Here is a 26281-nt window from a genome sequence, read left to right as displayed (position 1 = left end):
GAATGCAGAAAAGCCGCCAGTGTACCGCCAATTGCCCGCAGACGAAACGGCTTACAACATCGGGTGCGCCGGATCGCTATTATGCAGCACCACCAGGTTGTCGGCGCCGGCAGCCAGCCCATCCGGCTGGACATTTTCCAGCCGCAGCACGTCACCCATAATCTGGCTGAACACCGGGGCAGAAACGGCCCCGCCATAGTATTTGCCATTTTCCGGGTCGTTAATCACCACCGCCAGGGCAAAACGCGGACGGCTGGCGGGCGCCACACCGGCGGTGTAGGCGATGTATTTATCCACATAATGGCCATCATCGCCAATCTTCTTCGCAGTCCCGGTTTTCACCGCGACGCGGTAGTTTTTCACTGCCGCCCGGGTTCCCCCGCCGCCCGGTAACGCCACGCTCTCCATCATATGTTCCACTTCGTGGACAATGTCTTCAGACATGACGCGCTTCCCTTCAACCGGCGGATCCACCCGGGTTATCGACAGCGGACGGGCAATACCAAAACTGCCGATAGTGGCATAGACATGGGCCAGTTGCAGCGGGGTGACCATTAGCCCATAGCCGAAGGAAAAGGTGGCCCGATCCAGCTCACTCCAGTATTGGCGGTGCGGCAGCTGGCCGCTACTTTCCCCGGTAAGCCCGGTATCGGTGCGCACGCCAAAGCCAAAGCCCTGATAGGTATTGATAAGCTCCTGTATCGGCATCGCCAGGGAGAGGCGCGACACGCCGGTATCACTGGATTTTTGCAGGATCCCGGTGAGGGTCAGCTCCGGGTAATAGCCCACATCGTGAATTTGATGGCCGTCAATCAAATAGGGACGGGTATCCAGCACCGCATCCGGCCTGACAATGCCCTGTTTGAGCGCGGTCATGATAACCATTGGTTTTACCGTCGAGCCGGGCTCAAAAGTATCGCTGATGGCGCGGTTGCGGAAATCATTCAGCTGCGCCCCGGCGCGGTTATTCGGGTTATACGTGGGGTAACTGGCCATCGCCAGCACTTCACCGGTATTCACATCCAGCAATACCGCCGCCCCGGACTCGGCTTTATTCCAGCTCACCGCATTACTCAGGGCATCCTCAGTCACCGTCTGTAGCCGCTTATCAATACTGAGCATTATGTTGTGGGCCGGATTAGCCGGTTGCTCGGTGATATTTTCAATCACCCGCCCGAAGCGATCCCGGCGCACTTCACGCTCACCGGGTTTACCGGTCAACTGGGCATTAAAGCTCTTTTCAATCCCCTCAATCCCCTGGTCATCAATATTGGTGAAACCAATCAGATTGGCGGCAACCCGTCCCGCCGGATAAAACCGCCGGGATTCTTTATTAAGATTAACCCCAGGCAGGTTCAGGCGCTCGATATATTCAGCACTTTCAGGATCCAGCTGACGGGCAAGGTAGATAAAGCGGCCATTCTGGTTACGGGCCACTTTATTCATAATATCGTCAAGGGGCATATGCAGTATATTGGCCAGAGCCTGCCAGCGTGGGGTAATCGATATACCGCCCTTTTCGCGCAGGATTTTGGGGTCCACCCAAATCGCGTCCACCGGCACACTCACCGCCAGCGGTTCACCATTGCGATCCTCAATCATCCCCCGGGGAACATCGATCGGCAGGTCGCGCAGCGAGCGCATATCCTCTTCTTTGACCAGCCGGTCCGGATGAACAACCTGCAGCCACCCTACTCGTCCCAGCAGAAACGCCAGACTGAGAGAGATAGCCACGCACAGCAGACCAAAGCGCCACTGGACAAAGTTATTCTGCGCCGGTTCCCCTTTTTTCCTGTTCACAATATCTCATATACCCGCTGAATGATTGATTGCGGTGATTAAACCCGATGGCGGCTCAGGAAGGAGCGGGAACAGTGCTAATACTTTCCCGTGATTGCAACAAGAGACGTCATAACGGGGGTTTTTGTTGCACTTTGAAATAAGGCGAATAAAAACGCAGCATCGCCCTGTAATCACAGGGTTATTTCAGGCCCGAAAAGGGGGATCGCAGCCATTAAAAAGCCCCGCACGTTGGCGAGGCTTTTATGTGCCGAAGGTGTGCGCGATGGCAGCACCAGGCGCTGATCGAAATCAGATAGCTGTTACGTTAACAGCAGCCGGACCTTTCTGGCCGTCCTGGATTTCGAATTCAACGTTCTGGCCTTCAGCCAGAGTTTTGAAGCCGTTACCCTGGATAGCGGAGAAGTGTACGAACACGTCTTTGCTGCCGTCAGCCGGAGTAATGAAACCAAAACCTTTAGATTCGTTGAACCACTTAACTTGACCTTTGATCTTTGCCATCTTGAAAATTCCTTAGAGTGTATTCTTTGCCCGCAGGCATAACTTAGATAAAACAGAGACATTACTGCTTGAGGCACTAATATAAGGTTCGGCAGAGAAGCGGTATTCAACGACAACGTGTTTACTCTGAACTTCTTTACTGAAAATGCCACACATAGACAGAACTGTACCTCGTTTAACCCAATGTGTTATCACATACAATTAAAATAATGGCAAGCCATTTTTAAGTGTGATTCGATCTGTCGCACAGATTATAACATACCGATACCGATAGCTGTAATCTGATACAGTTTTCTGTGATTCCGTGATCAATCAAAATGTTATAAGTCACCTTCTAACATACGGAAATCAGAGAACTTTTTTAAAGTAGCCCAAAATTCACTGTCAGTCCAGCGCAGCGATAAATTTTATTTGAATAGAATATAGCCAACCCGGTATCTGTCTGTAGATATGAGGAAAAGTGCTAAGCATGTTGCGCAAATTAAATCATGCCAATCCTTCGACATTATTCCGATGGATGGGTAAGAAAGATTAATCAGAAAAATTCATGACTACTATTAACTAATCTTTAATAACAGTAACGCATCATCAGTCAAATGTACTATGCGATAACTTGATACCTCAGCAACTTATATAAATAGGCACAGATAGCTTAAATATCCCTATTGCGATAACAAGGGATAAATTGGCCTGTCCGGGGTGTAATAAAATATTCTGCTAACCTCCTGGGCTACCGCACCGCATCCGCCGGGTGACTTGCCGGTATATCCAGTGCATCGTCCGCCGCATGGTCTGGTCCTGGGCGGCGGAAAGTGCCACTGAATGCAACATATCGGCGCGTAAGGGAGCACGGGAGAGCGATAAAACGCGACACCGGGCCAGGGGGGAGTCAGCGATATAACCACGATTAATGCAGACAGGCGGCCCCCTGCGCGGGTAAACCGCCGGGGGCACACCGTATATAAGTGCAGGTAAACTGCAGGCCCGGCGCTGTTGTCGCCAGCAGCGCGTTATCTCCCCCGGCGGATATGCCATACCTGCCGGACAAGAAGACGACGTTTGTGGCAACCACGTTCGTTGTCCAGACCAGGGGTTATACCGCACTATCATCTAACAACCTCAGTCGCCGCTTAGCGCTCAGCAACCAACCGAACCAGGCTTGAATCTTCCTCGTCATCCGGCGCTTGTGCCGCCTGAGGTGCGTGTGATTTTTCTTCCTGTGGTGCATTTGCCTCACAAAGACGGCGTAATAAAGCAGTCTGGCGCTTTTGTTGATCCAGCAGCGCTTCCAGCAGCGCAATCTGGGTATTAGCACGAACACTAATACGGTTAACAAAGAACCAGGCGATTAACCCAACAATTAGAACAATAAATGGAATAATTAACGCTGATAAACTAATAAGACCAGGAGTAACGTCGTTCATAATAACCACCTTGAAAAACTGGCCCTATTCTACCACCAGCCCTGGTGAAAATACCCGTGGGATTTTCTCTGAAAAGCATCTGCATTTACGATACGGTTAAAAATAGCACAGCCGTGATTCACCAGCAGTGTGCGCAACACGCGGGGTTACCAGGGGATAAACTGATTAAGCCAGCAGACACCACTATAAAACTGCACGTCCTGGTCACAGAAGAGATTTAGCGTTTGCATCCAGAGCAACAAGCACACCACGACTACCACCAGCACAATTACCCACCAGAACCTTCTCACTCTTTACTCCATCGTATTCATCTGGATGCGCCGAAGCCTAGCACCAGCCAGTTAAACCAAGCGTTACTGTTTAGGAAGTTGGCCGATTCCAGGACTCATCGCATTGTCGGGAATTAACATTATCGTCACACTGCCTGGAGAAGAATAGGAATAATCAGGGAGTTACTATGCGAATTATCATTCGGCTTGCTATGCTCATCGCCCTGCTGTGGGTAGGGTTGTTACTGAGTGGCTACGGTGTATTGATTGGCAGTACCCAAAACGCCGCCGGTTTTGGCCTGCAGTGTAAGTATATGACAGCCAGGGACACCATGAGTGTGCAATATTTGCACACGCAAAGCGGTATCATCGGTTTGACGGATTGCCCGCTGTTGCGCAAAACCGGCGACGTTATTGATAAGGGCTAATGTTGACACAAAAACGCCGCACTGTCGTGCGGCGTTTTTTTAGACGCTATTCAGACCACCGGAATACAGCCTCAGAACGGATAGTCGTGGTAACCCATTTGCGCTGAAATGGCGCGCGCTGCGCTGTGCAGCATGGCCACATACTCATCGAGATGTTCTTCAGAGAAGCGCAGGGTCGGGAAAGAGATACTCAGCCCGGCAATCACCACGCCGAAGCGATCGAATACCGGCACCGCAATACAGCGCAGACCTTCTTCCTGCTCTTCATTATCTTCGCCATACCCTTGTTGACGCACCTGTTCCAGTACGCCTTCCAGCTCCACGCCATTTTTTATGGTGCGCGGCGTACTGCAGGTAAAATCGATATGGGAGATAATCTCTTTCGCCTCTTCCGGATCGCGCCACGCCAGCAGCACTTTACCAATGGCCGTGCTGTGCAGCGGGTTACGACGCCCGATACGGGAGTACATTCGCAGGTTGTACATAGAGTCAATTTTATGGATGTAGACGATACTGTCTTCATCCAGCGCCCCCAGATGGATGGTTTCCCTGGTCTGGCGGGAGATTTCACGCATTTGAATATCGGCACTACGAATTAAATCAACGTTTTGCAGCGCCCTCGCCCCAAGCTCAAACAGTTTGAGCGTCAGAGAATATTTTTCTGATTCCCCTTCCTGGGCCACATAACCTAATGATTTCATTGTCTGAAGAAAGCGGTACACTGTACTCTTAGACATCATTACGCGTTGTGATAATTCGGTGATACCGATTTCGCGTTCATCCCCGAGTGCCTGCAGGATGCCAAATACCTTCAGGACAGACGAAACCGAATCCGGTTGTTTATCCAAATCCGCGACAGCCATTTATCACCTCAATCGCATTGTTTTATAAAAATCAGAACTGGTTTTTAGTATAAATGGCAAACTGCGTTATTCGCAATCAGTCTCTTTATTTTCGTTACAATTCTGCGACATCTGGCGGACTGGAACGAAATAAAATATTACCAGGTAAATGTAACTGTGAAACCAACACCCACCATGACTCGAGAATGTCCCGACGGGCTCCCTGTTCCCCAGCGCTATTTCGCCATACTGACAGTGATCCTCGGCCTGACGATATCGGTTCTCGATGGCGCCATCGCCAACGTGGCGCTGCCGACTATCGCGGTCGATCTTCAGGCCAGCGCCGCACGCTCCATCTGGATCGTTAATGCCTATCAAATTGCTATTGTCACGTCGCTACTGTCACTCTCGTTTATCGGTGACATGATTGGCTACCGGCGGGTGTATCAATATGGCCTGGTGCTATTCACCTGTACCTCTCTGTTCTGCGCGCTTTCTACCTCTCTGGAGATGCTGACCGTGGCCCGCGTGCTCCAGGGGTTGGGGGGCGCGGCGCTGATGAGTGTCAACACGGCCCTGATCCGGTTGATCTACCCCCAGCGCCATCTCGGTAAAGGGATCGGTATCAACTCCTTTGTGGTGGCGGTCTCCTCCGCCGCGGGGCCAACCCTTGCCGCCGGAATATTGTCGGTCGCCTCCTGGAAATGGCTGTTTTTAATTAATATCCCGGTGGGGATCCTGGCGCTCCTGCTGGCAATAAAATATCTGCCAGATAACCCCAATAACGGGATAAAACCACGCTTTGATGTTCCCAGCGCAATCATGAACGCCCTGACCTTTGGGCTGCTGGTCACGGCGCTCAGCAGCTTTGCCCAGGGGCAGTCCATCACGGTGGTGGGGGCGGAGCTGATTGCCCTGGCGATCATCGGCACGCTGTTTGTGCGCCGCCAGCTCAAAATGCCGGTGCCGTTACTGCCGGTAGACTTACTGCGCATTCCGATTTTTGCGCTCTCGATGTGTACCTCTATTTGCTCGTTCACGGCGCAAATGCTGGCCCTGGTGGCGCTGCCGTTCTATTTGCAGGAGGCGCTGGGGCGCAGTGAGGTGGCCACCGGTCTGCTATTAACCCCGTGGCCGCTGGCGACGATGGTCATGGCCCCGGTAGCCGGAATGCTGATTGGCCGGATCCACGGCGGCCTGCTGGGGTCCGCGGGGATGGCCATCATGGCAACGGGGCTGTTCGCCCTGGCGCTGCTACCCGCCGCCCCCACAGACACCGATATTATCTGGCGGATGGCGCTGTGCGGTGCCGGATTCGGCCTGTTCCAGTCACCGAACAACCACACCATTGTGTCCAGCGCCCCGCGCAATCGCAGCGGTGGCGCCAGCGGAATGCTGGGCACTGCCCGTCTGCTCGGCCAGAGTTCAGGGGCAGCGCTGGTGGCGTTGTTATTTAACCTGTTCACCACCCGGGGCAGCCATTATTGCCTGTTGCTGGCGGGAGGGTTTGCCGTGGCGGCGGTGATTGTCAGCGGGTTAAGGACCGCGACCCGCCCGGTGGTGAGCAAATAAACGGCCATACCGCCCATAAAAAAGCCCCCGGGGCCGGGGGCTTCACAGCGCAGGTGAGCCACTATTTCAGATACTGACCACTGCGCAGTGCTTCAATGCGTTTGTCCAGCGGCGGGTGGGTCATAAATAACTCACTCAGGGACTTGGACTTACCATTAATGCAAAACGCCATCATGCTGCTGGCCTCCTGGGGCTCATAGCTGGTTTTCAGGCGCTGCAGGGCGGCAATCATCTTTTCACGCCCGACCAGTTTGGCGGACCCGGCATCGGCATAAAATTCGCGATGGCGGGAGAACCACATGGTGATAATGCTCGCCAGGATACCAAATACCAGCTCCAGCACCGTCGCCACTGCAAAGTAGATCAGCGGGTTACCGTTGCTCTCTTCCCCTTCATCGCGATTACCGGACAGAAAACCAGCGGCAAGCTGGGCAATAATACGGGAAATAAAGATAACGAAGGTGTTCACCACCCCCTGGATCAGGGTCATGGTCACCATATCACCGTTGGCGATGTGGCTGATTTCGTGGGCGATCACCGCCTCAGCCTCATCCTGGCTCATGTTCTGTAACAGCCCGGTACTCACCGCCACCAGCGAGGCATCACGGCGTGCGCCGGTCGCAAAGGCATTAATATCCGGTGCGTGATAAATCGCGACCTGCGGCATGGCGATCCCGGCCTGGCGGGACTGACGCGCCACTGTCTCCATCAGCCAGTTTTCCGTGGCGTTACGGGGCTGTTCGATAACTTCCCCTCCCACGGATTTCAGCGCCATCCATTTGGACATCAGCAGGGACACCACTGAACCACCAAAACCAAATAACAGGGCCATAATCAGCAGCCCCTGAACACTGCTCGACTGAATACCTGTCAGGCTTAGCACCAGCCCGAAAACGACCATCACCGCAAGGTTGGTCAGCAGGAAAAGCCCGATTCGCATCATAATTTTCTTTTTACCTCGGTTTAACAATTTATGTCGTACGCCACACATCCTAGAGTGACGGGCGGCTTTTTCAAGGGGCCGGACACGCCAGGTATCTAAAAAGACACAACTTTACATTTTGTAGTATTTGGCTGACGGGATATCAAGGCAGGTAAAAAAAACGGGCACAATTTCTTGTGCCCATTGTTACTTTATTTAACCAGTGACTTTATATAGCCAGGTTACGTTATTTAACCGGTGTCGGGGAAACTGCCGGCTGGCCCTTCTCCATATGAGCAAGATCAAGGGCGATGTGCACCGTCTCATCCAGATACGGATCTGGCTCCTGGTAATCTTTCGGCAGATCATCCAGTTTCTTCAGCGGTGGCTTCCCGGCCCGTTTATAGCGATCGTTAATCCGGGCTAAACGGGTGGCGTCATCTTCCTGGTTCTCTTTCTCACGCTGGGCATAGTTGAGCGAGACGATATTGCGCCGATCTTTCATCGCATCAAACTTGGCAATATCCTGCATGATGTACTGGAACTCAGGATCTTTAGCAATCCGCGCCTGGTGCAATTTCAGCAATTCAGCGTCGAACGGTTTCAGATCACCCGATACGGTATAGGTTGCCGCATTGATACTGTCCCAGGGCAGCGCATTATCTTCAAATTTCTCACCGGTCTCCGTTACTTCATTACCGGTAGGCATCATCAGATCCGGGGTAACCCCTTTACGCTGCGTGCTGCCGCCGTTAATACGGTAGAACTTCTGAATGGTGTACTGCACTGAGCCCAGCGCAGGCCATTCCGGGCGCAGCATCTGGTCGTAGATGCGGTTCAGGGAGCGATACTGCTGCACCGTGCCTTTCCCGAAGGTCGGTTCACCGACGATCAGCGCGCGGCCATAATCCTGCATTGCGGCAGCAAAAATTTCCGATGCGGAGGCACTGAAACGGTCAACCAGCACCACCAGCGGGCCCTTATAATAGACCACACCGTCGGTATCGCTGTCTTCACGGACTTTCCCGTTGTTGTCGCGTACCTGGACCACCGGACCACTGGGGATAAACAACCCGGACAGTGATACCGCTTCGGTCAGCGCGCCGCCGCCGTTAGTCCGCAGATCGATAACCACGCTGGAGACATTTTGCTTCTCCAGTTTTTGCAGTTGCACTTTGACATCGTCCGTCAGCCCCACATAGAAGCCCGGAATATCCAGCACACCGACTTTTTCTTTGCCGATGGTCTTCACGGACATTTTCACTGCCCGATCTTCCAGACGAATGCGTTCACGGGTCAGCGTGACAATCCGGGATTTACTGCCCTTACTGGCGGGCTGTACTTCAAGGCGTACTTTACTGCCCTTCGGCCCTTTGATAAGCGCCACCACATCATCCAGACGCCAGCCAATCACATCCTGCATCTGCTGGCCCGGCTGGCCGACGCCGATAATCCGATCGCCCACGCTAATAGCCTTGCTTTTCGCCGCGGGGCCACCGGCCACCAGGGAGTTGATCAGCGTATAGTCGTCATCCATCTGCAGCACCGCACCGATACCTTCCAGAGACAGGCTCATTTCAGTATTAAACTGCTCGGTGTTACGCGGAGAGAGGTAATTGGTATGGGGATCTATTTCGTGGGCGAAGGCCGTCATCGCCAGCGAGAAGACATCTTCACTGTTGGTCTGGGCTAAACGGCGAATGGCAAATTTATAGCGCTTGGTCAGCGTTTCACGGATTTCCGCATCCGTCTTGCCGGTCAGCTTCAGGCTGAGCTCGTCATATTTAACTTTGCTGTCCCACAGCTGGTTTAATTCTGCATCGCTGGTAGGCCACGGCGCCTTACTGCGATCCAGATTAAAGGTGTCATTGCCGGTGAAGGTCATCGGCCTTTCCAGCACTTTCAGGGCATACTGATAACGCTCAAACCGGCGTTTTTGCGCCAGATTATAGAGGTTATAGAAGACATCCAGTTTCCCCGAGCGGAATTCGTCCCCAAGGGTGCCTTTCTGGGCGGCAAACTGGGCGATATCGCTGGCTAACAGCACGTTATGGCTGTAATCCAGCAGGTTAAGATAGCGATCAAAGATTTTGGCTGAAAATGTCTGATCGAGATCGAACTGGCGATAGTGAGAACGGGTAAACCGGGAGGTTACGCGCTCACTTACCGTAGCGTGTTGCGGCTCTTCTTTAAGGATAGGGAGCTGGTCAGCGCTGGTAATATTATTTTCAACAGCCAACGCGCTACCGGCCAGCGATAAAAGGCTGGCGATAGCGGTCAGCTTAACAAGTTTGTTCATGCCCTGGTTGACCTCCGTTTCAGAACACCAGATGTTCTGCGCGTACAATCATCGACATACCAGAAGCCAGCTGTACACGGACGCCATCTTTGGTAACTTCCTGCACGGTTGCATCCATCGCGTTATTCCCTGCTTTCACTTTCAGCGCCTGACCAACGGTCAGTACGGAAGTATCAGTCACAGGGGTATGGCGCTCTTCGCGGGCAGGACGTGCTGCTTTCGCGGCGGGCTTAGCGGCACGTGGCTGGCGAGATTCACCGCCCTCTTTGCGACGCGGTGCCGCAGGACGCGGTTTGCGCTCGCGACGGGGAGCCTCTTCAGCGCCACCATTCTGGGCGGCGGCTTCACGTTTCTTCGCCTGCTGCTCAGCGCGCTGGGCCTGAACCCGGGCTTTCGCTTCTTCCAGCTGCTTACGCGCGTGTTCAACGTGTTGCTCATCCAGCACACCGCACGGGTTGCCATCCAGATCGACACGGGTTGCACCGGCTTTCACGCCGTACAGATAGCGCCAGCTGGAGGTATAAAGACGCAAAGCAGAACGTAACTGGGTTTTACTGAGGCTCAGTTCCCCCTCAACGCGAGCAACTAAATCCTGAAAAATGCCGATTTTCAGGGGGCGAGCTTCGCCTTCTGCGCTAAAGCACTGAGGGAAACGTTCTGCCAGAAAGGCGATAACTTCTTTACTGCTATTCAACTTAGGTTGATTTTCCATGAAATTTCCTGATTACAACGGGGTTGCCAACAAGCAGCAAGCATGAACAGGCGCCATTATAATGACGCCATCGGCAAATGCTACGTTATCCGTTGTTTATCCTGCGTCAGACGCAAAGAATTTTTTAAAATCGCTCTGGGCAAGCACATTTTCCAGCTGTAATACCAGTTCAGACAGGCCCTTTTCATCTTCTTCATCAAAGCGGCCTGTCTCCGTGCTGTCAATATCCAGCACCCCGATGACACGCTGATTAACCCGCAGCGGAAAGACGATTTCGGCATTGCTGGCCGCATCGCACGCGATATGACCATCAAAGGCGTGAACATCATCAACGCGCTGGGTCTCGCCGCTGGCTACCGCAGTACCGCATACGCCACGGCCAACCGGGATCCGCACACAGGCAATTTTCCCCTGGAAGGGGCCAAGTACCAGGGTCTCGCCTTCCTGCAAATAGAAACCGGCCCAGTTTACGCCATCAAGGCGTTCAAATAACAGCGCGCTGGTATTTGCCAGCACCGCCAGAAAACTCGTTTCACCTGCCATTAACGCACCGAAATCGCGATTCAAATCGATATAAAATTCATTTTTGCTCATTTATTGTTCACTTCTGTTGTCTTACCGAAACTGCAAGCCTATTAAAATAAGCAATTTTTGCAGGTATGCTCAAGACTAATCAAGAATGAGATACTATTCAGTTACAATTGATGCGGATCCCGTGACGTTATGGCATTGAAACCAACATCGCTTACTGGCGGAAAACCGCTCAGGCTGGAAAAAATTGGCATGGCCCTTCCCCAGCCACGTTATCAGCGCTGCCCATCCTGTGATGCACTCTACCTGTTACCCGTGGTGAAGTGTACCCAGGATGCCTGGTGCCCGCGCTGCCATGCCAAAGTACACAATGGCAGAGACTGGTCCCTGAGCCGTCAGGCGGCTATGGCACTGACCATGCTACTGCTGATGCCCTTCGCCTGGAGCGAGCCGCTGCTGCGGGTCTGGCTGTTGGGGGCCCACAGCGACGCGACCCTGTTCCAGGGCATCTGGCAGATGGCCCGCCAGGGGAATGTCATCCCCGCCGCCATGGTGCTGTTTTGTTCCGTTGGTGCGCCGATAACCCTGGTAGTGGCCATTGGCTATCTGTGGTTCGGGAACATCCTCGGTATGAATTTACGCCCGGTTCTGCTGATGCTCGATCGCCTGAAAGAGTGGGTGATGCTGGACATCTATATGATAGGTATTGTCGTGGCATCGATTAAAGTACAGGACTATGCCTATATTCAGCCCGGTACCGGCCTGTTTGCGTTTGTCTCCCTGACATTGCTCAGCATCATGACCTTGATCCATCTGAATACCGAAGAGTTGTGGCAGCGTTTTTATCCGCAGCCCAGCGCCCGCTACAACACCAGTATGCTGCGGGTTTGTATCGGCTGCCAGTTTACCGGCCTGCCCGACGCCCGGGGCCGCTGCCATCGTTGCCATAGCCCGCTACGGCCGCGGCGTAGAAACAGCCTGCAAAAAACCTGGGCGGCGGTGATTTGTTCCATCGTGTTTTTAATCCCCGCGAATTTGCTGCCCATCTCGGTGGTGTATGTCAATGGCGCCCGCCAGGAGGACACCATCATGTCCGGTATTATTTCGCTGGCCCAGGGCAATATGGCGGTGGCGGGTATTGTCTTCGTGGCCAGTATTCTGGTGCCGTTTTTTAAAATCCTGGTGCTGGTCACCCTGCTGCTGAGTATTCATTTCCGCTGCCAGCAGGGGTTGAAGACCCGAATATTGTTATTGCGCTTCATTACCTGGATTGGCCGCTGGTCAATGCTGGATATGTTTGTGATTTCGCTTACTATGTCATTAATAAATCGCGATCAATTATTAGCGTTTACGATGGGACCCGCTGCGTTCTGGTTCGGATCCGCAGTGATTTTCACTATTCTTGCCGTGCAATGGCTGGATAGCCGCTTACTTTGGGATGCACATGAGTCAGCAAATGCCCGCTTCACCGACTGAGGCACACGTAAAAACCAAGCGCCGTATCTCCCCGTTCTGGATCTTGCCAGTCATCGCGCTATTGATGGCGGCCTGGCTGGCCTGGACAACCTATGAGGATCGCGGCACCGCAGTCACCATCGACTTTACCTCTGCGGACGGTATTGTCGCCGGCCGTACCCCGGTACGTTATCAGGGGGTGGAAGTCGGCACCGTGCAGGGGGTTAAGGTTAACCAAACGCGCCATGTTATCGAGGTCACCGCCAATATCAGTAACGATATGGAAGACGCGCTGCGTGGTGAAACGCAATTCTGGCTGGTCACCCCAAAGGCTTCCCTGGCGGGGGTTTCCGGGCTTGATGCTCTGGTGGGCGGCAACTATATCGGCATGATGCCGGGCAAGGGCACCCCACAAAAACACTTTACGGCGCTGGATACCCAACCCAAATACCGACTCAATAACGGCGATTTGATGGTGCAACTGGATTCCCCGGATCTCGGCTCGCTGAATGTAGGCTCGTTAGTCTATTTCCGTAAAATCCCGGTGGGCCGGGTGTATGACTACGCCATCAACCCCAGCTCCCGGGGGGTGACGATTGATGTACTGATTGAGCGGCGCTTTGCCGGGCTGGTTAAAAAGGACAGCCGGTTCTGGAACGTCTCCGGGGTGAAGAGCAATATTAGCCTCAGCGGCGCCCAAATCCAGCTGGAAAGCCTTGCCGCTCTGGTCAATGGCGCCATTGCCTTTGACTCACCAGACACGTCAACACCGGCCAAAGCCAATGATGAATACCACCTGTATGAAGATCTGGCCCACAGCCGCCGCGGGGTACTGATAGGCCTTGACCTCCCCTCTGGCGAAGGGCTAACGGCAAACTCAACCCCGCTGATGTACCAGGGATTACAAGTGGGGAGCCTGACCAAACTGAGCCTGAATGACGGCGGCGGTGTTACCGGCCAGATGGCGGTTGACCCGTCGGTGGTCAGCCTGATGCGGGACGGCACCCGGATTGAACTGCGTAAACCGAAAATCTCCCTCAGCGATCCTTCGATCAGCGCCCTGCTGACCGGCACCACCTTTGAACTGGTGCCCGGCGAAGGGAACCCCCGTGACCACTTTACCGTGGTGGCGGCAGACAAAACCCCGCTCCAGGAGCCGGGCGTGCTGACCCTGAAACTCAGCGCCCCGGAAAGCTTCGGTATTGACGGTGGCCAGCCGATCCTGCTGCACGGGGTACGTATTGGCCAGGTACTGGATCGCACCCTGACCAGTGATGGCGTCACATTCAGTGTTGCCATCGACCCGCACTACCGGGAGACAGTACACGGGGACAGCAAATTTATCGTTAATAGCCGTATCGACGTCAAAATGGGCCTCGATGGCGTTGAATTCCAGGGGGCCAGCGCCAGTGAATGGGTCAATGGCGGCATTCGCCTGCTCCCGGGCAGCAAAGGCAACCCTAAAGCCAGCTATCCGCTGTATGGCAACCTCGATAACGCACTGGAAAACAACACCGGCGATCTGCCCACCAGCACTCTGACCCTGACGGCGAAGACTCTGCCGGATGTCCAGGCCGGTTCGGTGGTGCTGTACCGCAAATTCCAGGTGGGTGAAATTATTGCCGTTCGCCCCCGGGCCAACGCCTTTGATATCGATATCCACATTAAACCGGAGTACCGCAACCTGCTCACCCGGGACAGCGTTTTCTGGGCCGAAGGCGGCGCCAGGGTACAGCTTAACGGTAGCGGCCTCACGGTCCAGGCTTCCCCGCTCGCCCGGGCCATTAAGGGCGCCATCAGCTTTGATAATCTGCCCGGTGCCGGTAACCAGGGACAGGGCGATAAACGGATGCTGTACGCGTCGGAAACCTCGGCCCGGGCCGTTGGCAGCCACGTGATCCTGCATATGTTCGATGCCGGGAAAGTGGCCGCCGGGATGCCTATCCGCTATCTGGGGATTGATATTGGCCAGGTAGAGTCACTGAAACTGCTTACCGACCGTAACGAAGTGCAGGCCCAGGTGGTGCTGTACCCGGAATATGTGTCGACCTTTGCCCGCCGGGGCACCCGCTTCTCGGTGGTGTCGCCGCAAATCTCTGCCTCCGGGGTTGAACACCTCGACACCCTGCTTCAGCCCTATATCAACGTAGAGCCAGGGGCCGGGCCAGAGAAACGCGACTTCGAACTGCAGGAAGCCACGATTACCGACTCCCGTTATCTGGACGGCCTGAGCATTGTGGTGGAGGTCCCGGATGCCGGTTCGCTGAATATTGGCACCCCGGTGCTGTTCCGCGGCATGGAAGTGGGCACCGTGACCGGCATGTACCTCGGCTCGCTCTCTGACCGGGTGATGGTCCAGTTGCGCATCAGCAAGCGTTACCAGGACCTGGTGCGTGACAGCTCGGTATTCTGGCTGGCATCCGGCTACAGTCTGGACTTCGGCCTCACCGGTGGCGTGGTGAAAACCGGCACCTTTAACCAGTTCATCCGCGGCGGGATAGCCTTTGCCACCCCACCGGCCACCCCACTGCCGCCAAAAGCCCAGCCGGGAAAACATTTCCTGTTACTGGAAAGTGAACCGGCAGAATGGCGCAAATGGGGAACGGCTATCCCCCGCTAAGCTGACAGGCTCCCGGTGGCTGCCGGGAGCTTTTATGCTAGACTACGCCCCCTCTTTTTCAGTTGCGGAACCCACAGTGTCCATATCCTCAGCAGCCTGGTTGCCCGATACCTTTTTAGCCGTTATCCGTGATGCCATGCCGGAATCACTCTCAATGGCGAGTTTTATTGCTGCCTGCCAGCGCCCGTTACGGCGCAGCCTGCGGGTCAACACCCTGAAGATCAGTGTGGCCGACTTCCTCACGCTGGTGGCGCCGCTGGGCTGGCAACTGGCCCCTATTCCCTGGTGCCCGGAGGGTTTTTGGGTCACCACCGGGGATGATGACAACGGCCTGCCGCTGGGGAGCTACGCGGAACACCTGAGCGGCCTGTATTACATCCAGGAAGCCAGCTCCATGCTGCCGGTCAGCGCCTTGTTTGACGGCATCCCGGCGCCGGAACGGATCATGGATATGGCCGCCGCCCCGGGGTCAAAAACCACCCAGCTCGCGGCCCGGATGGAGAACCGGGGAATGATCCTCGCCAACGAATACGCTGCCAGCCGGGTGAAAGTGCTGCACGCCAATATCAGCCGCTGTGGTATTGCTAACGTGGCCCTGACCCATTTTGATGGCCGGGTATTTGGCGCCGCGTTGCCGGAAACCTTTGACGCCATCCTGCTGGATGCCCCTTGCTCCGGTGAGGGCGTGGTGCGTAAAGATCCCGATGCCTTACGCAACTGGTCCCCGGAAAGTAACCAGCAAATTGCCGACACCCAGCGGGAACTGATCGACAGCGCCTTCCATGCCCTGAAACCCGGCGGCACCCTGGTGTACTCCACCTGCACCCTGAATCAGCAGGAAAACCAGCAGATTTGCCACTGGCTGCTGGCGCAATACCCCGGCGCAGTAGAGATTGTGCCGTTAACCGGCCTGTTCCCCGGGGCCAGCGATGCCCTGACCCCGGACGGTTTTTTACATGTCTTCCCGCAGATTTATGACTGCGAAGGGTTCTTTGTGGCCCGGTTGCGCAAAACTGCCGCCGTACCGCCGCTGCCCGCCCCGCGCTTTAAGGCCGGAAACTTCCCGTTTACGCCGTTATCCGCCAGGGAAAGCAGTGACCTGGCAGGACAGGCAGCCAGGGTCGGCTTGACCTGGGGGGACAACGCCCGCCTGTGGCGCCGGGACAAAGAACTGTGGCTATTCCCCGAGGCAGCCGGGCCATTATTCGGTAAGGTGCGTTTCTCACGCATTGGGGTCAAACTGGCTGAACAGCACAACAAAGGCTACCGCTGGCAACATGAAGCGGTAATAGCCCTGGCCCGGGGCGACGGTGACAATGCGTTTGCGCTCACCCCGGCACAGGCGGAGGAGTGGTACCGCGGCCGGGATATTTACCCGGATACCGCCCCGCAACATGACGAGGTAGTGGTGACTTTTCAGCAGCAACCCATTGGGCTGGCTAAAAAAGTGGGCTCCCGGCTGAAAAACAGCTACCCGCGTGAGCTGGTGCGCGATGGCAAACTGTTCGCCGCCGATCATTAATTCACCCAAAAAATAAATGCTTTTAGGTTGGCAGTTTTGTGTTTTACGTCCAGGCTTAACATTGTGCGCCCTACTGGTCGTACCACACAAGATACCCACTGGAGAGCATTTATGGTGAAAACGAATCTGCGGATCGGCATCTTCGAAATCGATGATGCCGAATTAAAAGGGGAACATAGCGGAGAGCGAACGTTAAGCATTCCCTGCAAGTCAGACCCGGACCTGTGTATGCAGCTTGATGCATGGGATGATGAGACAAGCATTCCCGCCGTGCTGGACGGCGAACACTCCGTACTCTACCGCCAACGTTACGATCGTCAATCCGATGCCTGGGTTATGCGCCTGGCATAACTTGCTAACCCGTCGCCAGACGGGTTATTTGTTCCCGCCATTGGCTATACTCAACCAGACCCGTTATTTCTTCGCACAAACATGGATAGGTTATGTATACACTGGTTTTGTTTGTCTGCTGGCTGGATGCCGGGTGCCAGAACCTGGCGATAGATAACTACCCTACGGAAACTCGCTGCCTGGCCTCAATGGCGGACCAGCGCATCCGCAATGGTGGCTGCTACCCCACGGTAGAGGTGGCCGGGGACTACTGGCGGCCCGCCAGCGAATATCGCGATTTGTGATCAGCACAGTTTTATCAGGGTGAGCGTGTTCCCGAACACCGCGCCGGTATCAATATAGTGCTGGTTATGAAATTGCTGCGGCTGGCGCAGTGGCGTATGGCCAAACCAGAACGCATCGGCCCCTGAAATAGCCTGGCCGTGGCCACGCAGGTGCGCCTGTAACCGGCTCCGGCTCCAGAGCACCTCCTGTTGATCGAGGGGTTGATCACGCTGATAGTGGGCGGCGGGGTAATCCGCGTGGGCAATCACATGTACCGCACTGCCGGTATGAAATTCAATCACCAGCGGCAACAACGCGCAGGCTTCAAGCTCTCTCGCCACCCGGCACTGTTGTGCCTGAGGCAACTGATAAAACCATTCGCCGCCGTTATATTGCCACAGCTGGCCCTGCGCGGTCAGCGCCTCAATCGCCATCTGTTCATGATTACCGCGTACGCTGCGAAACCAGGGCTTTTGCAGTAATCCCAGGCAACCCGCGCTGTCTGGCCCCCGGTCAATCAGATCCCCCACGGCAATCAATAAATCCTGCCAGGGATCAAAACGGTGCTGGCGCAGCGCCAGTGCCAGCATCGGCAGGCAGCCATGAAGATCGCCCACCAGATACACATGACGCCAGTGTAATGCTTCCAGTAGCTGGTACATCCCTCCTCCTGGTCTTCACAGGCCCGGTGATTGCTGGCGGCGGATGTACAGCGCCACCGCGTTATCGTGGTAGCGCACGCTACCGCCGGGCTGAAATCCCTGGGCCAGAGCCAGCCGGATCGAGGGCTGATTGTCCGGGCCAATAATGCAGCATATATCGCTGGCCAGTGCCTGATCAGCCCACGCCAGTACCGCGCTGAGCCCTTCCCGGGCATAGCCTTTCCCCTGAGCAAACGGGCGCAGGCTCCATCCGGCTTCGGGCAGCGTAAGCGCCGGAGTACACAGGCGTTGCGCCTGCTGGATGCCGATGCTGCCAATAAAGGTGCCGCTGGCCTTTTCAATACAGGCCCAGTAACCATAGCCCAGTAATTGCCAGTGCCCCACATAACGCAACAGACGCCCCCAGCTCATCTCCCGGCTCTGGGGCTCACCATTGCCAATATGGCGCACCATCTCCGGGTCCTGCCAGGTGGCGGCCAGCGCCTCAAAATCACTGAGCCGGAAAGCGCGCAATAACAAACGGGGGGTTTCCAGTTGCGGGGCACTGATCTGCATAAATGCGACTCCTGACGCCATAGCGCGCGGATAACCTCCCCGCACCGATTATTATCACAACCTGCCGTTGCGATACCGTTTACCTATCATACGACGTCTTTTTGCCAGGTACAGCGCGGTAGGGAAAATCCCCGGTCACTATCACAATGCCCGCTCCGCCACCGGGAAATACCCCGGTGGTGTAATTCGACGTTTTCATATGGTTTTATTAATGAGTATTGTTATGTTATAACATTACAAAACAATTCGAGATGTTGAACCAATGACCACTGCTTTTTCGTTAATTATGCCCTCTGCCCGCGGGTCCTTACCTGTTATCGTCATCGCGACCAGCCTGGCCTCACCGCTTGCCGCAGGCGCCGCCGATACGCTGATCGTCACCGACAACTCGCCACAGGCCCCGGCGACAGCGCAGCTCTCCCCGGGCAGCGCCTCCCGGCTGGCGGTAAGCGATCGCCAGGTTCCGCGCCATACCGAAACCATTAGCCAGCAGACCATCACCACCAGCGGCAATCGTACCCTGACAGACATTGTTGAGACGCTGCCAGGCTTGTCCGGCACCACCTCACCCACCCTGTCGAATAGCGTGTCGCTGCGCGGTTTCACGCCGGTGGCGTGGCTCTATGATGGTGTCCTTACCCCCGGCAGTACCCTTCAGGGCGGGGACCCGGTGCATTATGAAAGTATTGATGTGCTGTACGGCACCGGATCGGTACTCAACGGGCTGAGCCCGGCGGGGGGCAGCATTAACCTGATTTCGCGTAAAGCCTCATTCCGGCCACAACCTCTCGAACTGGATTATGGCTGGTCAAGTTTTGCCAGCCACCGGGCGCATTTCGGCGCGGGGGGCGCGCTGGTGGACCATCTGGCTGCCGGGCGCATTGATATCAGTACCTCCAGCACCGGGAGCCAGGTACATGATGTACGCCAGCGTCCACTGCGGGTCACCGGCTCCCTGCTGCTGACCCCTACCGATAACACCCAGCTGACCTTTGCCCTCGATCGGATGCTGGAAGACACCCATAATCCTTACTTTGGTACCCCGTTTATCAACGGCAAGCTCGCCACACACCAGCGTTACACTAACTACAACAACCTTGATAAGGCCTGGATACGCAGCCGGGCCACCTCATTCCAGGCCACCCAATCCTGGTTCGCCACCCCGCAGTTATCCGTAGAAAACAAGTTTTATTACTACACCGGCTTTCGCGAATGGCATAACGCGGAGCGCTACTACCCGTCGGCAACCCGCCCCGGAGAACTGACCCGGGACTCGTTCGGGGATCTGGCCCACGATGACAAGCTGACCGGCGATCGCGTCACCCTGAATGTCAACGGCACCCTGGGCCGGATGGATAACCAGCTCATGGCCGGGGCCGATATCAGCAAACGCCAGTTTTCCTACTTTTCTAACGGGTTTGCCGGTGAGGACAGCATACCGGTGGTTAATCCGCCGCGCCGCCCGTTCAGCAGCGGTAATGCCCCGCGCCGTTCCGCCGTGCGCCATATTACCCAAAACCAGTACGCCCTGTTCCTTGAGGACCGGCTCGGCCTGACAGATACCCTGGGGCTGCTGGGCCAGTTGCGTTATTCCGCGGTTGATATGCACTGGAATTTCCAGCAACTGAATCAGCGCATCAGCCAGCGCTATCATTTTGTTAGCGTGGGGATCGGCCCCAGCTGGGATGTAACCGATAATCTGACGCTCTATGCCAACTACAGTACCGGCAAAGAGCCCGGAGAGGATATTTTCTTTATTGGTCCGGCCCAAACCTCCCTGCCCCTGACCGCAGTACAGCAATACGAAAGCGGGGTGAAAGCCAGCCTGCCGGGCAACCGCGGCGATCTTAAACTGGCGGTCTACCAGCTAGAAAAGAAACACCTCTACCAGCAGGATGAATTGCAGGCCGGGCGCTGGAACGCGGTCGGTAAGCAAACCTCTCGCGGGGTGGAGCTGAGCGGCGCATTACGCCCGCTGGATAGCCTGACGCTGGCCGGTAACCTCGCTTATACCCACGCCCGTTTCAACAGCTACCGCCAGGGGGGGCAGGATTTGTCCGGCAATACACCGCGCTACGTCCCCCGATGGACCGCGAACCTGTCTGCCCGCTATATGGCAACCCCGAAGCTCGGCCTCGGCACCCAGATGCACTATGTCGGCAGCAGCTATAACAATGATGCCAATACCGTCAAAATGGCCAGCTATACCACCGTTGACGCCAGCGTGGATTACCAGATTCTCCCGGGGGTTACCGTCGGTAGCCGGGTGCGTAATCTGACTGATAAAACCTATGCCTGGCAGCGTACCTATGCCACCCAGGCCCTGATTGCACCCGGGCGCACCTGGGAAGCCTTCGTCAATATGCGGTTCTGATGCGCGGCCTCCGGCTACTGCTGTACATCGGGCTGGTGGCAGCGTCACCCGCCCGCGCACTGACACTGACCAATTGCGGGCAGCAATGGCTCTTTGACAAGGTGCCGCAACGGACGCTGGTGTACACCCACTCCGCCCTGGAAAATCTGCTGGCCCTCGGGGCCGGGCCTGCCATTATGGCGGTGGTGGGTTACCGCCCCGACCAGGATACCGCCCCCTCCCCCTGGACCTCCGCGGCCCGGCTCACAGCCCGTTATGATCCGGCCCCCTGGTCCGGGGAGGCGCTACTGGCGGCGCGGCCCGATTTTATCTACTCCGCCAGCTATTACTGGTTTAACAGCCCGGAAACCCCCGATCGCCGCCGCCTGGCCCGCTGGGGAATTGCCACCTGGCTGGCGGCCAGCGACTGCCAGGGGCAGCAGAGCCAGTCCGCGCGGCCACTCACCTATGACGATATCTTCAGCGAATTTCGCCATGTGGCGGCGATTTATCACGCCAGCCCCCGGGCAGAGCAGGTTATTACCGGGCTGGAAAAACAGCTTACTGCCAGCCGCCGGGCGGCGCAGCACCTCCCGGCCCTGCGCATGATGTGGTGGTATTCTGGCCTGAATATCCCCTATGTAGCAGGAGGCTACGGCGCCCCGGCCCTGCTGACCCGTACCGTGGGCAGCAGCAATATTTTCGCCGCCATCCGCGAGCGCTGGCCTGCCGTCTCCTGGGAGGTTATCGCCGCCCGGCAGCCTGATGTGCTGGTGCTGGGGGATCTGCGCCGTGGCGCTCCCGGGGACAGCGCCGCAGACAAAATCGCCTTTCTGGAGCGTAATCCGTTAACCGCCGGTATGCAGGCGGTCCGCCAGCGGCGCTACATCATCTTACCTGGCTATGACATGGACCCTTCGGTCCGCACGGTACTCGCCCTCGGGCGGCTGATTACCCAACTTGACACACTGCACACTGAGGATAACTAACAATGACTTTTCCGGCTCGTGAACTGCTGGCTGACTGGGACGCCCAGCAAAGCGCTTATATCGCCCACCGGGAGGCGCGGTTTACTGCGGTGCTTGATGTTCTGGCCATGCTGTATGGCGACGGTTTCCACGTACTGGATCTCGGCTGTGGCCCGGGATCCTTTAGCCTGCGGCTGCTGGAGCGCTTCCCTAACGCGAGGATCACCGCGGTGGATCTTGACCCGCTGCTGCTGACCCTTGCCCGCCACGCCCTGGTGGAATACCGCGAGCGTATTCAGTTTATTCACGCGGACATCGCCGCCCCGGACTGGTCCGCCGCCATTCCCGGGGCGCCCCAGGCGGTGGTTTCCAGCACCGCCATCCACTGGCTGTTGCCTGAGCAGCAAGTGGTGCTTTACCGCACCCTTGCGGGCTTGCTGGACGACGGCGGGGTGCTAATCAATGCGGACCACCAGCGCTTTACCTCCCGCCATCCGCGCCAGAAGGCGCTGGCGGAGCAGCACGATCACCACACCCAGCAACAGGCGTTCGCCCAGGGCGCCCTGGACTGGGATGCGTGGTTTACTCAGGCCCTGCGCTGGCCGCCGCTTAAGGCGCTTCAGCAAGCGCGGGAGCAACGCTTTTCAGGCCGCCCGGCCCCGTTCCCCACCAGTATTGCTGTCCAGCTTGCCCTGCTCGACCAGGCCGGGTTTTCCGAGACCGGCACCCTCTGGCAGTTCCTCGACGATTATGCTGTCGCTGGCTGGAAGTAGCCTCCGGCGGCCATCCCCCGGGGTGGTGCTGGCGGGCCTGGTGGTGGGGTTGCTGGCGGCGATGTGCGCCGCGGTGGCCCTTGGCCCGGTGGCGTTTTCACTGCCGGAAACCCTCGGTGCCCTGCTGGCCGGGAACTGGCACAGCACCACCGACAGTACCCTGCCACAGCGGGTTATCTGGTCATTACGGCTACCCAGAACACTACTGGCGGCCCTGGCGGGCGGGGCGCTGGCCGTCAGCGGTACCGTATTACAGGCCCTGACCCGTAACCCGCTGGCGGACCCGTGGATTCTGGGGATATCCTCCGGTGCCGGGGCCGGGGCGGTACTGGTGATTGCCGCAGGGTGGAGCATCGGCTGGGCCACCATCCCGCTGGGGGCGTTTAGCGGTACGGCGCTGGCCTTCGCCCTGGTCCTGTTACTTGCCCGCCACGCCCTGGCCGGGCAATCCGGGCGGCTGGTGCTGACCGGGGTGGCGGTGACGCAGTTGCTCTCGGCGCTGACATCTCTGATCACCTTCTGGAAGACCGATGCCGATACCAGCCGCGGGGTGATGTTCTGGCTGCTGGGATCGTTCACCCAGGCCGACTGGTTCCAGGTTCAGCTCTGCGCGCTGGTGGTGGTGACGATTTTTTTGCTGATCTGGTGGCAGGCCCGGGCCCTGGATGTGCTCTCCTTCGGTGCGATAACCGCCAGCTCGGTTGGCGTCAATGTGGGCCGCACCACTCTGCGGTTATACAGCCTGACCACCCTGCTGACTGCGGTGATTGTTGCCTGCTGCGGCGCCATTGGGTTTATTGGCCTCACGGTGCCGCATATCGCCCGGATCCTCGCCGGGCGCCGCCACCAGCAGTTGCTGCCGGTGGCCATGGTATGCGGCGCGATTGTCGCCGTGATGGCGGACACCCTGGCCCGCACCCTGCTGGCCCCCCGGGAGCTACCGGTGGGGATCTTAACCGCCCTGCTGGGGGTGCCGGTGTTTCTGTTACTTATCGCCCGGCCCCGGTAATCCCTCACCGGGGCGCCGCCCTTTCCCCCGCCCGGCACCGGCAATTGTAATCAAAATGCAAATGACGTATAACAAGCAACTCCGAGGGGCGCCCGCCAGGGCTGAGATGGTGAAAACCGAACCCTTTGAACCTGATCTGGGTCATGCCAGCGAGGGGACGGTGGGCAATAACACATCAGGTCATTGTCTGTTCATACCTCTGCGCACCCGGATCTCCAACGACTCAGGAGGTCCCATGAATACCACGCTGTTTGAAAATGGCCTGTACGGGCAGCTCCGCCAGCAGGCCGGTAGCCACTGGCAGGATTACATCTCACATCCCTTTGTGTGTCAGCTCGGCCGCGGAACCCTGCCGCAAGCCGCCTTTCGCCAGTATCTGGTTCAGGATTATCTGTTTTTGATCCACTTCGCCCGGGCCTATGGTTTGCTGGTCAGTAAGCTCGATACCCTGCCGGAAATGCGGGCCGCGACCGCCTCCCTGAACGCGATTGTTGCCGAGTTGCCGCTGCATACCGCCTACTGTGCGGGCTGGGGACTGCAAGAGGCGGATATCATCGCCCAGCCAGAAGCCCCACAAACCATGAACTATACCCGCTACGTGCTGGATATCGGCCACCGGGGGGATGCGCTGGATTTACTCTCGGCCCTGCTGCCCTGTGTGGCCGGGTATGCCGAAATTGGCCTCGGGCTGTTGCGCGATCCCACTACCCGGCTGGACGGTAACCCCTACGGCTCCTGGATCCGTAACTACGGCGACAGCGAGTATCTGGCCGGGGTGCGCGCCGCCATCAATTTACTCAACACGGTCGGCCAGCAGCGCGGTGCCCAGGGCCGCCTTAGTGAACTGGCGACCATTTTCACCACCGCCACCCGGCTGGAGTCGGCGTTCTGGCAGATGGGGCTGAACGCGGTGGATGCCCGGCCATGACACAATGCACGACATCCCCGGCCCTGGAGACACCGCCGGGGATCCAGGTCGACAACCTCGGCCTGCGCTTTGGCGATAAACCCATTTTTGAGGGGCTGAACTTCACCATTGCCGGGGGCACCTTCGCGGCGTTATTAGGGGTCAGCGGGACGGGAAAAACCAGCCTGTTACAGATTATCGCCGGGCTTATACCGCCTTCTGCGGGCAGCGTCAGCGGCAGTGACGGCGCCTCCCTTGCCGGGCGTATCGCCTGGATGGGCCAAAAAGATCTGCTTTATCCGTGGCTGACCATCGCCGACAACATTGCGCTGGGCGCCCGGTTACGGGGCCAGCCGGTTGATAGCCCCTGGGCGGAGCACCTGCTGGAGCGGGTCGGGCTGGCGGGCTATGGCCAGGCCATGCCCGCTACCTTGTCCGGCGGGATGCGCCAGCGGGCGGCCATTGCCCGTACCCTCTACGAACGTAAGCCAATCGTGCTGATGGATGAGCCTTTTTCTGCGCTGGATGCCATCACCCGTACCGCCATCCAGGATCTGGCGGCAGAATTGCTGTCCGGGAATACCGTGTTACTGATTACCCACGACACCATGGAAGCCTGCCGCCTGAGCAACCATCTGCTGGTGCTCTCCCGCTGGCCCGGTGGCCTTGACGATAGCCATCTGATCAGCGGTAACACCCCGCGGGCCCCTGACGATCCCATCCTGCTGAAAACCCAGGCCACGCTGATGCTGCAACTGATGGGGGCACAATGACATTTGCTTCAGAAGGGCGCCTGGTGCGCTGTGGCCGTGGGCTGACGGTGTTCGGTGGCTTGGTATTACTGTGGTGGCTCCTCACCCTGAGCGGTGTCCCGGCATTTTTGCTCCCCACCCCGGGGGCGGTGCTCCAGGCCCTGTGGCAGGGCAAAGATTATCTGGCCTGGCATGGGCTAATCACCGCCACCGAGGTGCTGTGTGGCCTGGGGCTGGGGGTGATACTCGGGGCCGCGCTGGCGCTGTGTATGATGTTCTCCCCCCGTTTACAGCGCTGGGTGATGCCGCTGGTGCTCACCAGCCAGGCAATCCCGGTGTTCGCCCTGGCGCCCCTGCTGGTGCTGTGGTTCGGCTTTGGTATGAGTGCCAAAGTCACCATGGCGGTACTGGTTATCTTCTTCCCGATGGTGTCCGCCTTTTTTGACGGGTTGCGCCGGGTTAATAACGACTATCTCAACCTCGCCCGCACCATGGGCGCCTCACGCTGGGCGCTGCTGCGCCATGTGCGCCTGATGGCGGCGCTACCGGCCTTTGCCTCCGGCCTGCGTATGGCGGCGGCGGTGGCCCCTATTGGGGCGATTATCGGCGAATGGGTCGGCTCTGCCGAGGGGCTGGGCTACGTGATGCTCAACGCCAATGCCCGAATGCAGACCGATGTCTGCTTCGCGGCGTTATTTATTCTGGTGCTGATGACCGTCCTGCTCTGGACGGCGGTGGATGCCCTGATGCGCCGCCTGATCGCCTGGCAGCCAGAAACGTGATTGATGGT

Annotated in this window: 26 protein-coding genes and 1 riboswitch; of the genes, 14 read left to right on the top strand and 12 right to left on the bottom strand. The window is 57.1% G+C overall.

Features of this window, described 5'->3' with window-relative positions; translation table 11 throughout:
- Positions 1 to 51: 51 nt before the first annotated feature.
- The 5 genes from ftsI to mgrB form a co-directional block, all read right to left on the bottom strand.
- Positions 52 to 1800 carry a peptidoglycan glycosyltransferase FtsI gene (gene ftsI / locus F9C28_RS01995; protein WP_199013425.1) on the bottom strand — a complete coding sequence of 583 codons (1749 nt, stop codon included), beginning with the start codon at positions 1798 to 1800 and terminating at the stop codon, positions 52 to 54.
- 291 nt (positions 1801 to 2091) lie between these two features.
- A complete protein-coding gene (gene cspE / locus F9C28_RS01990; RefSeq protein ID WP_001062678.1) occupies positions 2092 to 2301 on the bottom strand; it encodes a transcription antiterminator/RNA stability regulator CspE in 210 nt (69 codons plus the stop codon).
- Positions 2302 to 2313: 12 nt separating this feature from the next.
- The gene (locus tag F9C28_RS01985) at positions 2314 to 2457 is read right to left on the bottom strand and encodes a DUF2627 domain-containing protein (RefSeq protein ID WP_002445069.1); all 144 of its coding nucleotides are present in this window, start codon (positions 2455 to 2457) and stop codon (positions 2314 to 2316) included.
- Between the two features lie 974 nt (positions 2458 to 3431).
- Positions 3432 to 3725, bottom strand: coding sequence for a YebO family protein (locus F9C28_RS01980; RefSeq protein ID WP_199013424.1), 294 nt, complete (start codon positions 3723 to 3725; stop codon positions 3432 to 3434).
- A 146-nt stretch (positions 3726 to 3871) separates the two neighbouring features.
- Positions 3872 to 4015 (bottom strand): PhoP/PhoQ regulator MgrB, encoded by a 144-nt coding sequence (gene mgrB, locus F9C28_RS01975; RefSeq protein WP_199013423.1) that lies wholly within the window; start codon positions 4013 to 4015, stop codon positions 3872 to 3874.
- 167 nt (positions 4016 to 4182) lie between these two features.
- Between mgrB and F9C28_RS01970 the strand changes: the two genes are divergently transcribed.
- Positions 4183 to 4422, top strand: a complete 240-nt coding sequence (locus F9C28_RS01970; protein WP_199013422.1) for a YobH family protein — start codon at positions 4183 to 4185, stop codon at positions 4420 to 4422.
- 71 nt (positions 4423 to 4493) lie between these two features.
- On the opposite strand, the gene kdgR is transcribed toward F9C28_RS01970, so the two are convergent.
- A complete protein-coding gene (gene kdgR, locus F9C28_RS01965; RefSeq protein WP_199013421.1) occupies positions 4494 to 5285 on the bottom strand; it encodes a DNA-binding transcriptional regulator KdgR in 792 nt (263 codons plus the stop codon).
- A 174-nt stretch (positions 5286 to 5459) separates the two neighbouring features.
- Between kdgR and F9C28_RS01960 the strand changes: the two genes are divergently transcribed.
- A complete protein-coding gene (locus tag F9C28_RS01960) occupies positions 5460 to 6836 on the top strand; it encodes an MFS transporter (protein WP_199013420.1) in 1377 nt (458 codons plus the stop codon).
- Between the two features lie 61 nt (positions 6837 to 6897).
- Here F9C28_RS01960 and htpX read toward each other — a convergent pair whose 3' ends face one another.
- The 4 genes from htpX to F9C28_RS01940 all read right to left on the bottom strand — a co-directional run bounded on the left by htpX (position 6898) and on the right by F9C28_RS01940 (position 11363).
- Positions 6898 to 7779: a protease HtpX gene (gene htpX, locus F9C28_RS01955; RefSeq protein WP_199013419.1), complete on the bottom strand. Its 882-nt coding sequence runs from the start codon at positions 7777 to 7779 to the stop codon at positions 6898 to 6900.
- 226 nt (positions 7780 to 8005) lie between these two features.
- Entirely contained in the window at positions 8006 to 10057 is a 2052-nt protein-coding gene (prc, locus tag F9C28_RS01950; protein WP_199013418.1) for a carboxy terminal-processing peptidase, read from the bottom strand.
- A 19-nt stretch (positions 10058 to 10076) separates the two neighbouring features.
- Entirely contained in the window at positions 10077 to 10769 is a 693-nt protein-coding gene (gene proQ, locus F9C28_RS01945) for an RNA chaperone ProQ (RefSeq protein WP_199013417.1), read from the bottom strand.
- 96 nt (positions 10770 to 10865) lie between these two features.
- Positions 10866 to 11363 carry a GAF domain-containing protein gene (locus F9C28_RS01940; protein ID WP_199013416.1) on the bottom strand — a complete coding sequence of 166 codons (498 nt, stop codon included), beginning with the start codon at positions 11361 to 11363 and terminating at the stop codon, positions 10866 to 10868.
- A 129-nt stretch (positions 11364 to 11492) separates the two neighbouring features.
- On the opposite strand from F9C28_RS01940, the gene yebS reads away from it, so the two are divergent.
- The 5 genes from yebS to F9C28_RS01915 all read left to right on the top strand — a co-directional run bounded on the left by yebS (position 11493) and on the right by F9C28_RS01915 (position 17532).
- A complete protein-coding gene (gene yebS / locus F9C28_RS01935) occupies positions 11493 to 12776 on the top strand; it encodes a membrane integrity lipid transport subunit YebS (protein WP_199013415.1) in 1284 nt (427 codons plus the stop codon).
- Positions 12745 to 15375: a PqiB family protein gene (locus F9C28_RS01930; protein ID WP_199013414.1), complete on the top strand. Its 2631-nt coding sequence runs from the start codon at positions 12745 to 12747 to the stop codon at positions 15373 to 15375. The genes yebS and F9C28_RS01930 overlap by 32 nt, the downstream gene beginning before the upstream one ends.
- 76 nt (positions 15376 to 15451) lie before the next feature.
- On the top strand, positions 15452 to 16897 hold the full coding sequence (rsmF, locus tag F9C28_RS01925; RefSeq protein WP_408641429.1) for a 16S rRNA (cytosine(1407)-C(5))-methyltransferase RsmF: 1446 nt from the start codon (positions 15452 to 15454) through the stop codon (positions 16895 to 16897).
- Between the two features lie 111 nt (positions 16898 to 17008).
- Positions 17009 to 17248, top strand: coding sequence for a YebV family protein (locus tag F9C28_RS01920; RefSeq protein WP_199013412.1), 240 nt, complete (start codon positions 17009 to 17011; stop codon positions 17246 to 17248).
- 92 nt (positions 17249 to 17340) lie between these two features.
- A complete protein-coding gene (locus F9C28_RS01915; RefSeq protein WP_199013411.1) occupies positions 17341 to 17532 on the top strand; it encodes a YdfD/YebW family protein in 192 nt (63 codons plus the stop codon).
- Here F9C28_RS01915 and F9C28_RS01910 read toward each other — a convergent pair whose 3' ends face one another.
- Both F9C28_RS01910 and F9C28_RS01905 read right to left on the bottom strand, forming a co-directional pair.
- The gene (locus tag F9C28_RS01910) at positions 17533 to 18174 is read right to left on the bottom strand and encodes a metallophosphoesterase (protein WP_199013410.1); all 642 of its coding nucleotides are present in this window, start codon (positions 18172 to 18174) and stop codon (positions 17533 to 17535) included. It abuts the gene before it with no gap.
- 15 nt (positions 18175 to 18189) lie between these two features.
- Positions 18190 to 18729: a GNAT family N-acetyltransferase gene (locus tag F9C28_RS01905; RefSeq protein WP_199013409.1), complete on the bottom strand. Its 540-nt coding sequence runs from the start codon at positions 18727 to 18729 to the stop codon at positions 18190 to 18192.
- Positions 18730 to 18991: 262 nt separating this feature from the next.
- Here F9C28_RS01905 and F9C28_RS01900 point away from each other — a divergent pair, with 262 nt between their 5' ends.
- The 7 genes from F9C28_RS01900 to F9C28_RS01870 all read left to right on the top strand — a co-directional run bounded on the left by F9C28_RS01900 (position 18992) and on the right by F9C28_RS01870 (position 26273).
- Positions 18992 to 21103, top strand: coding sequence for a TonB-dependent siderophore receptor (locus F9C28_RS01900; protein ID WP_233148849.1), 2112 nt, complete (start codon positions 18992 to 18994; stop codon positions 21101 to 21103).
- On the top strand, positions 21103 to 22071 hold the full coding sequence (locus F9C28_RS01895) for an ABC transporter substrate-binding protein (protein ID WP_199013408.1): 969 nt from the start codon (positions 21103 to 21105) through the stop codon (positions 22069 to 22071). Before F9C28_RS01900 ends, F9C28_RS01895 begins: the two co-directional genes overlap by 1 nt.
- A 2-nt stretch (positions 22072 to 22073) precedes the next feature.
- Entirely contained in the window at positions 22074 to 22823 is a 750-nt protein-coding gene (locus tag F9C28_RS01890; RefSeq protein WP_199013407.1) for a methyltransferase domain-containing protein, read from the top strand.
- Complete coding sequence (locus F9C28_RS01885) at positions 22801 to 23832, top strand: FecCD family ABC transporter permease (protein WP_199013406.1); 1032 nt, start codon at positions 22801 to 22803, stop codon at positions 23830 to 23832. Before F9C28_RS01890 ends, F9C28_RS01885 begins: the two co-directional genes overlap by 23 nt.
- Positions 23833 to 23906: 74 nt before the next feature.
- A riboswitch (TPP riboswitch) is annotated at positions 23907 to 24007 on the top strand.
- 60 nt (positions 24008 to 24067) lie between these two features.
- On the top strand, positions 24068 to 24760 hold the full coding sequence (gene tenA / locus F9C28_RS01880) for a thiaminase II (protein WP_199013405.1): 693 nt from the start codon (positions 24068 to 24070) through the stop codon (positions 24758 to 24760).
- Entirely contained in the window at positions 24757 to 25512 is a 756-nt protein-coding gene (locus F9C28_RS01875) for an ABC transporter ATP-binding protein (RefSeq protein ID WP_199013404.1), read from the top strand. Before tenA ends, F9C28_RS01875 begins: the two co-directional genes overlap by 4 nt.
- Positions 25509 to 26273: an ABC transporter permease gene (locus tag F9C28_RS01870; RefSeq protein WP_199013403.1), complete on the top strand. Its 765-nt coding sequence runs from the start codon at positions 25509 to 25511 to the stop codon at positions 26271 to 26273. The genes F9C28_RS01875 and F9C28_RS01870 overlap by 4 nt, the downstream gene beginning before the upstream one ends.
- Positions 26274 to 26281 lie beyond the last annotated feature (8 nt).

The organism is Shimwellia pseudoproteus (assembly GCF_016415625.1).
Taxonomy (GTDB): Bacteria; Pseudomonadota; Gammaproteobacteria; order Enterobacterales; family Enterobacteriaceae; genus Shimwellia; species Shimwellia pseudoproteus.
The sequence above is the reverse complement of the archived record's forward strand: the minus strand, read 5'-3'. Positions and strand labels throughout refer to the sequence as shown.

Bases quoted from the DNA above. Each gene is read 5' to 3' on its own strand.
- F9C28_RS01985 (WP_002445069.1), bottom strand. From the start codon at position 2,457: ATGTGTGGCATTTTCAGTAAAGAAGTTCAGAGTAAACACGTTGTCGTT.
- F9C28_RS01875 (WP_199013404.1), top strand. From the start codon at position 24,757: ATGACACAATGCACGACATCCCCGGCCCTGGAGACACCGCCGGGGATC.
- htpX (WP_199013419.1), bottom strand. From the start codon at position 7,779: ATGATGCGAATCGGGCTTTTCCTGCTGACCAACCTTGCGGTGATGGTC.
- F9C28_RS01960 (WP_199013420.1), top strand. From the start codon at position 5,460: ATGACTCGAGAATGTCCCGACGGGCTCCCTGTTCCCCAGCGCTATTTC.
- F9C28_RS01930 (WP_199013414.1), top strand. From the start codon at position 12,745: ATGAGTCAGCAAATGCCCGCTTCACCGACTGAGGCACACGTAAAAACC.
- prc (WP_199013418.1), bottom strand. From the start codon at position 10,057: ATGAACAAACTTGTTAAGCTGACCGCTATCGCCAGCCTTTTATCGCTG.
- F9C28_RS01870 (WP_199013403.1), top strand. From the start codon at position 25,509: ATGACATTTGCTTCAGAAGGGCGCCTGGTGCGCTGTGGCCGTGGGCTG.
- cspE (WP_001062678.1), bottom strand. From the start codon at position 2,301: ATGGCAAAGATCAAAGGTCAAGTTAAGTGGTTCAACGAATCTAAAGGT.
- F9C28_RS01890 (WP_199013407.1), top strand. From the start codon at position 22,074: ATGACTTTTCCGGCTCGTGAACTGCTGGCTGACTGGGACGCCCAGCAA.
- F9C28_RS01895 (WP_199013408.1), top strand. From the start codon at position 21,103: ATGCGCGGCCTCCGGCTACTGCTGTACATCGGGCTGGTGGCAGCGTCA.
- F9C28_RS01900 (WP_233148849.1), top strand. From the start codon at position 18,992: ATGACCACTGCTTTTTCGTTAATTATGCCCTCTGCCCGCGGGTCCTTA.
- F9C28_RS01980 (WP_199013424.1), bottom strand. From the start codon at position 3,725: ATGAACGACGTTACTCCTGGTCTTATTAGTTTATCAGCGTTAATTATT.
- F9C28_RS01885 (WP_199013406.1), top strand. From the start codon at position 22,801: ATGCTGTCGCTGGCTGGAAGTAGCCTCCGGCGGCCATCCCCCGGGGTG.
- F9C28_RS01910 (WP_199013410.1), bottom strand. From the start codon at position 18,174: ATGTACCAGCTACTGGAAGCATTACACTGGCGTCATGTGTATCTGGTG.
- F9C28_RS01905 (WP_199013409.1), bottom strand. From the start codon at position 18,729: ATGCAGATCAGTGCCCCGCAACTGGAAACCCCCCGTTTGTTATTGCGC.
- proQ (WP_199013417.1), bottom strand. From the start codon at position 10,769: ATGGAAAATCAACCTAAGTTGAATAGCAGTAAAGAAGTTATCGCCTTT.
- F9C28_RS01940 (WP_199013416.1), bottom strand. From the start codon at position 11,363: ATGAGCAAAAATGAATTTTATATCGATTTGAATCGCGATTTCGGTGCG.
- F9C28_RS01915 (WP_199013411.1), top strand. From the start codon at position 17,341: ATGTATACACTGGTTTTGTTTGTCTGCTGGCTGGATGCCGGGTGCCAG.
- kdgR (WP_199013421.1), bottom strand. From the start codon at position 5,285: ATGGCTGTCGCGGATTTGGATAAACAACCGGATTCGGTTTCGTCTGTC.
- F9C28_RS01970 (WP_199013422.1), top strand. From the start codon at position 4,183: ATGCGAATTATCATTCGGCTTGCTATGCTCATCGCCCTGCTGTGGGTA.
- tenA (WP_199013405.1), top strand. From the start codon at position 24,068: ATGAATACCACGCTGTTTGAAAATGGCCTGTACGGGCAGCTCCGCCAG.
- yebS (WP_199013415.1), top strand. From the start codon at position 11,493: ATGGCATTGAAACCAACATCGCTTACTGGCGGAAAACCGCTCAGGCTG.
- F9C28_RS01920 (WP_199013412.1), top strand. From the start codon at position 17,009: ATGGTGAAAACGAATCTGCGGATCGGCATCTTCGAAATCGATGATGCC.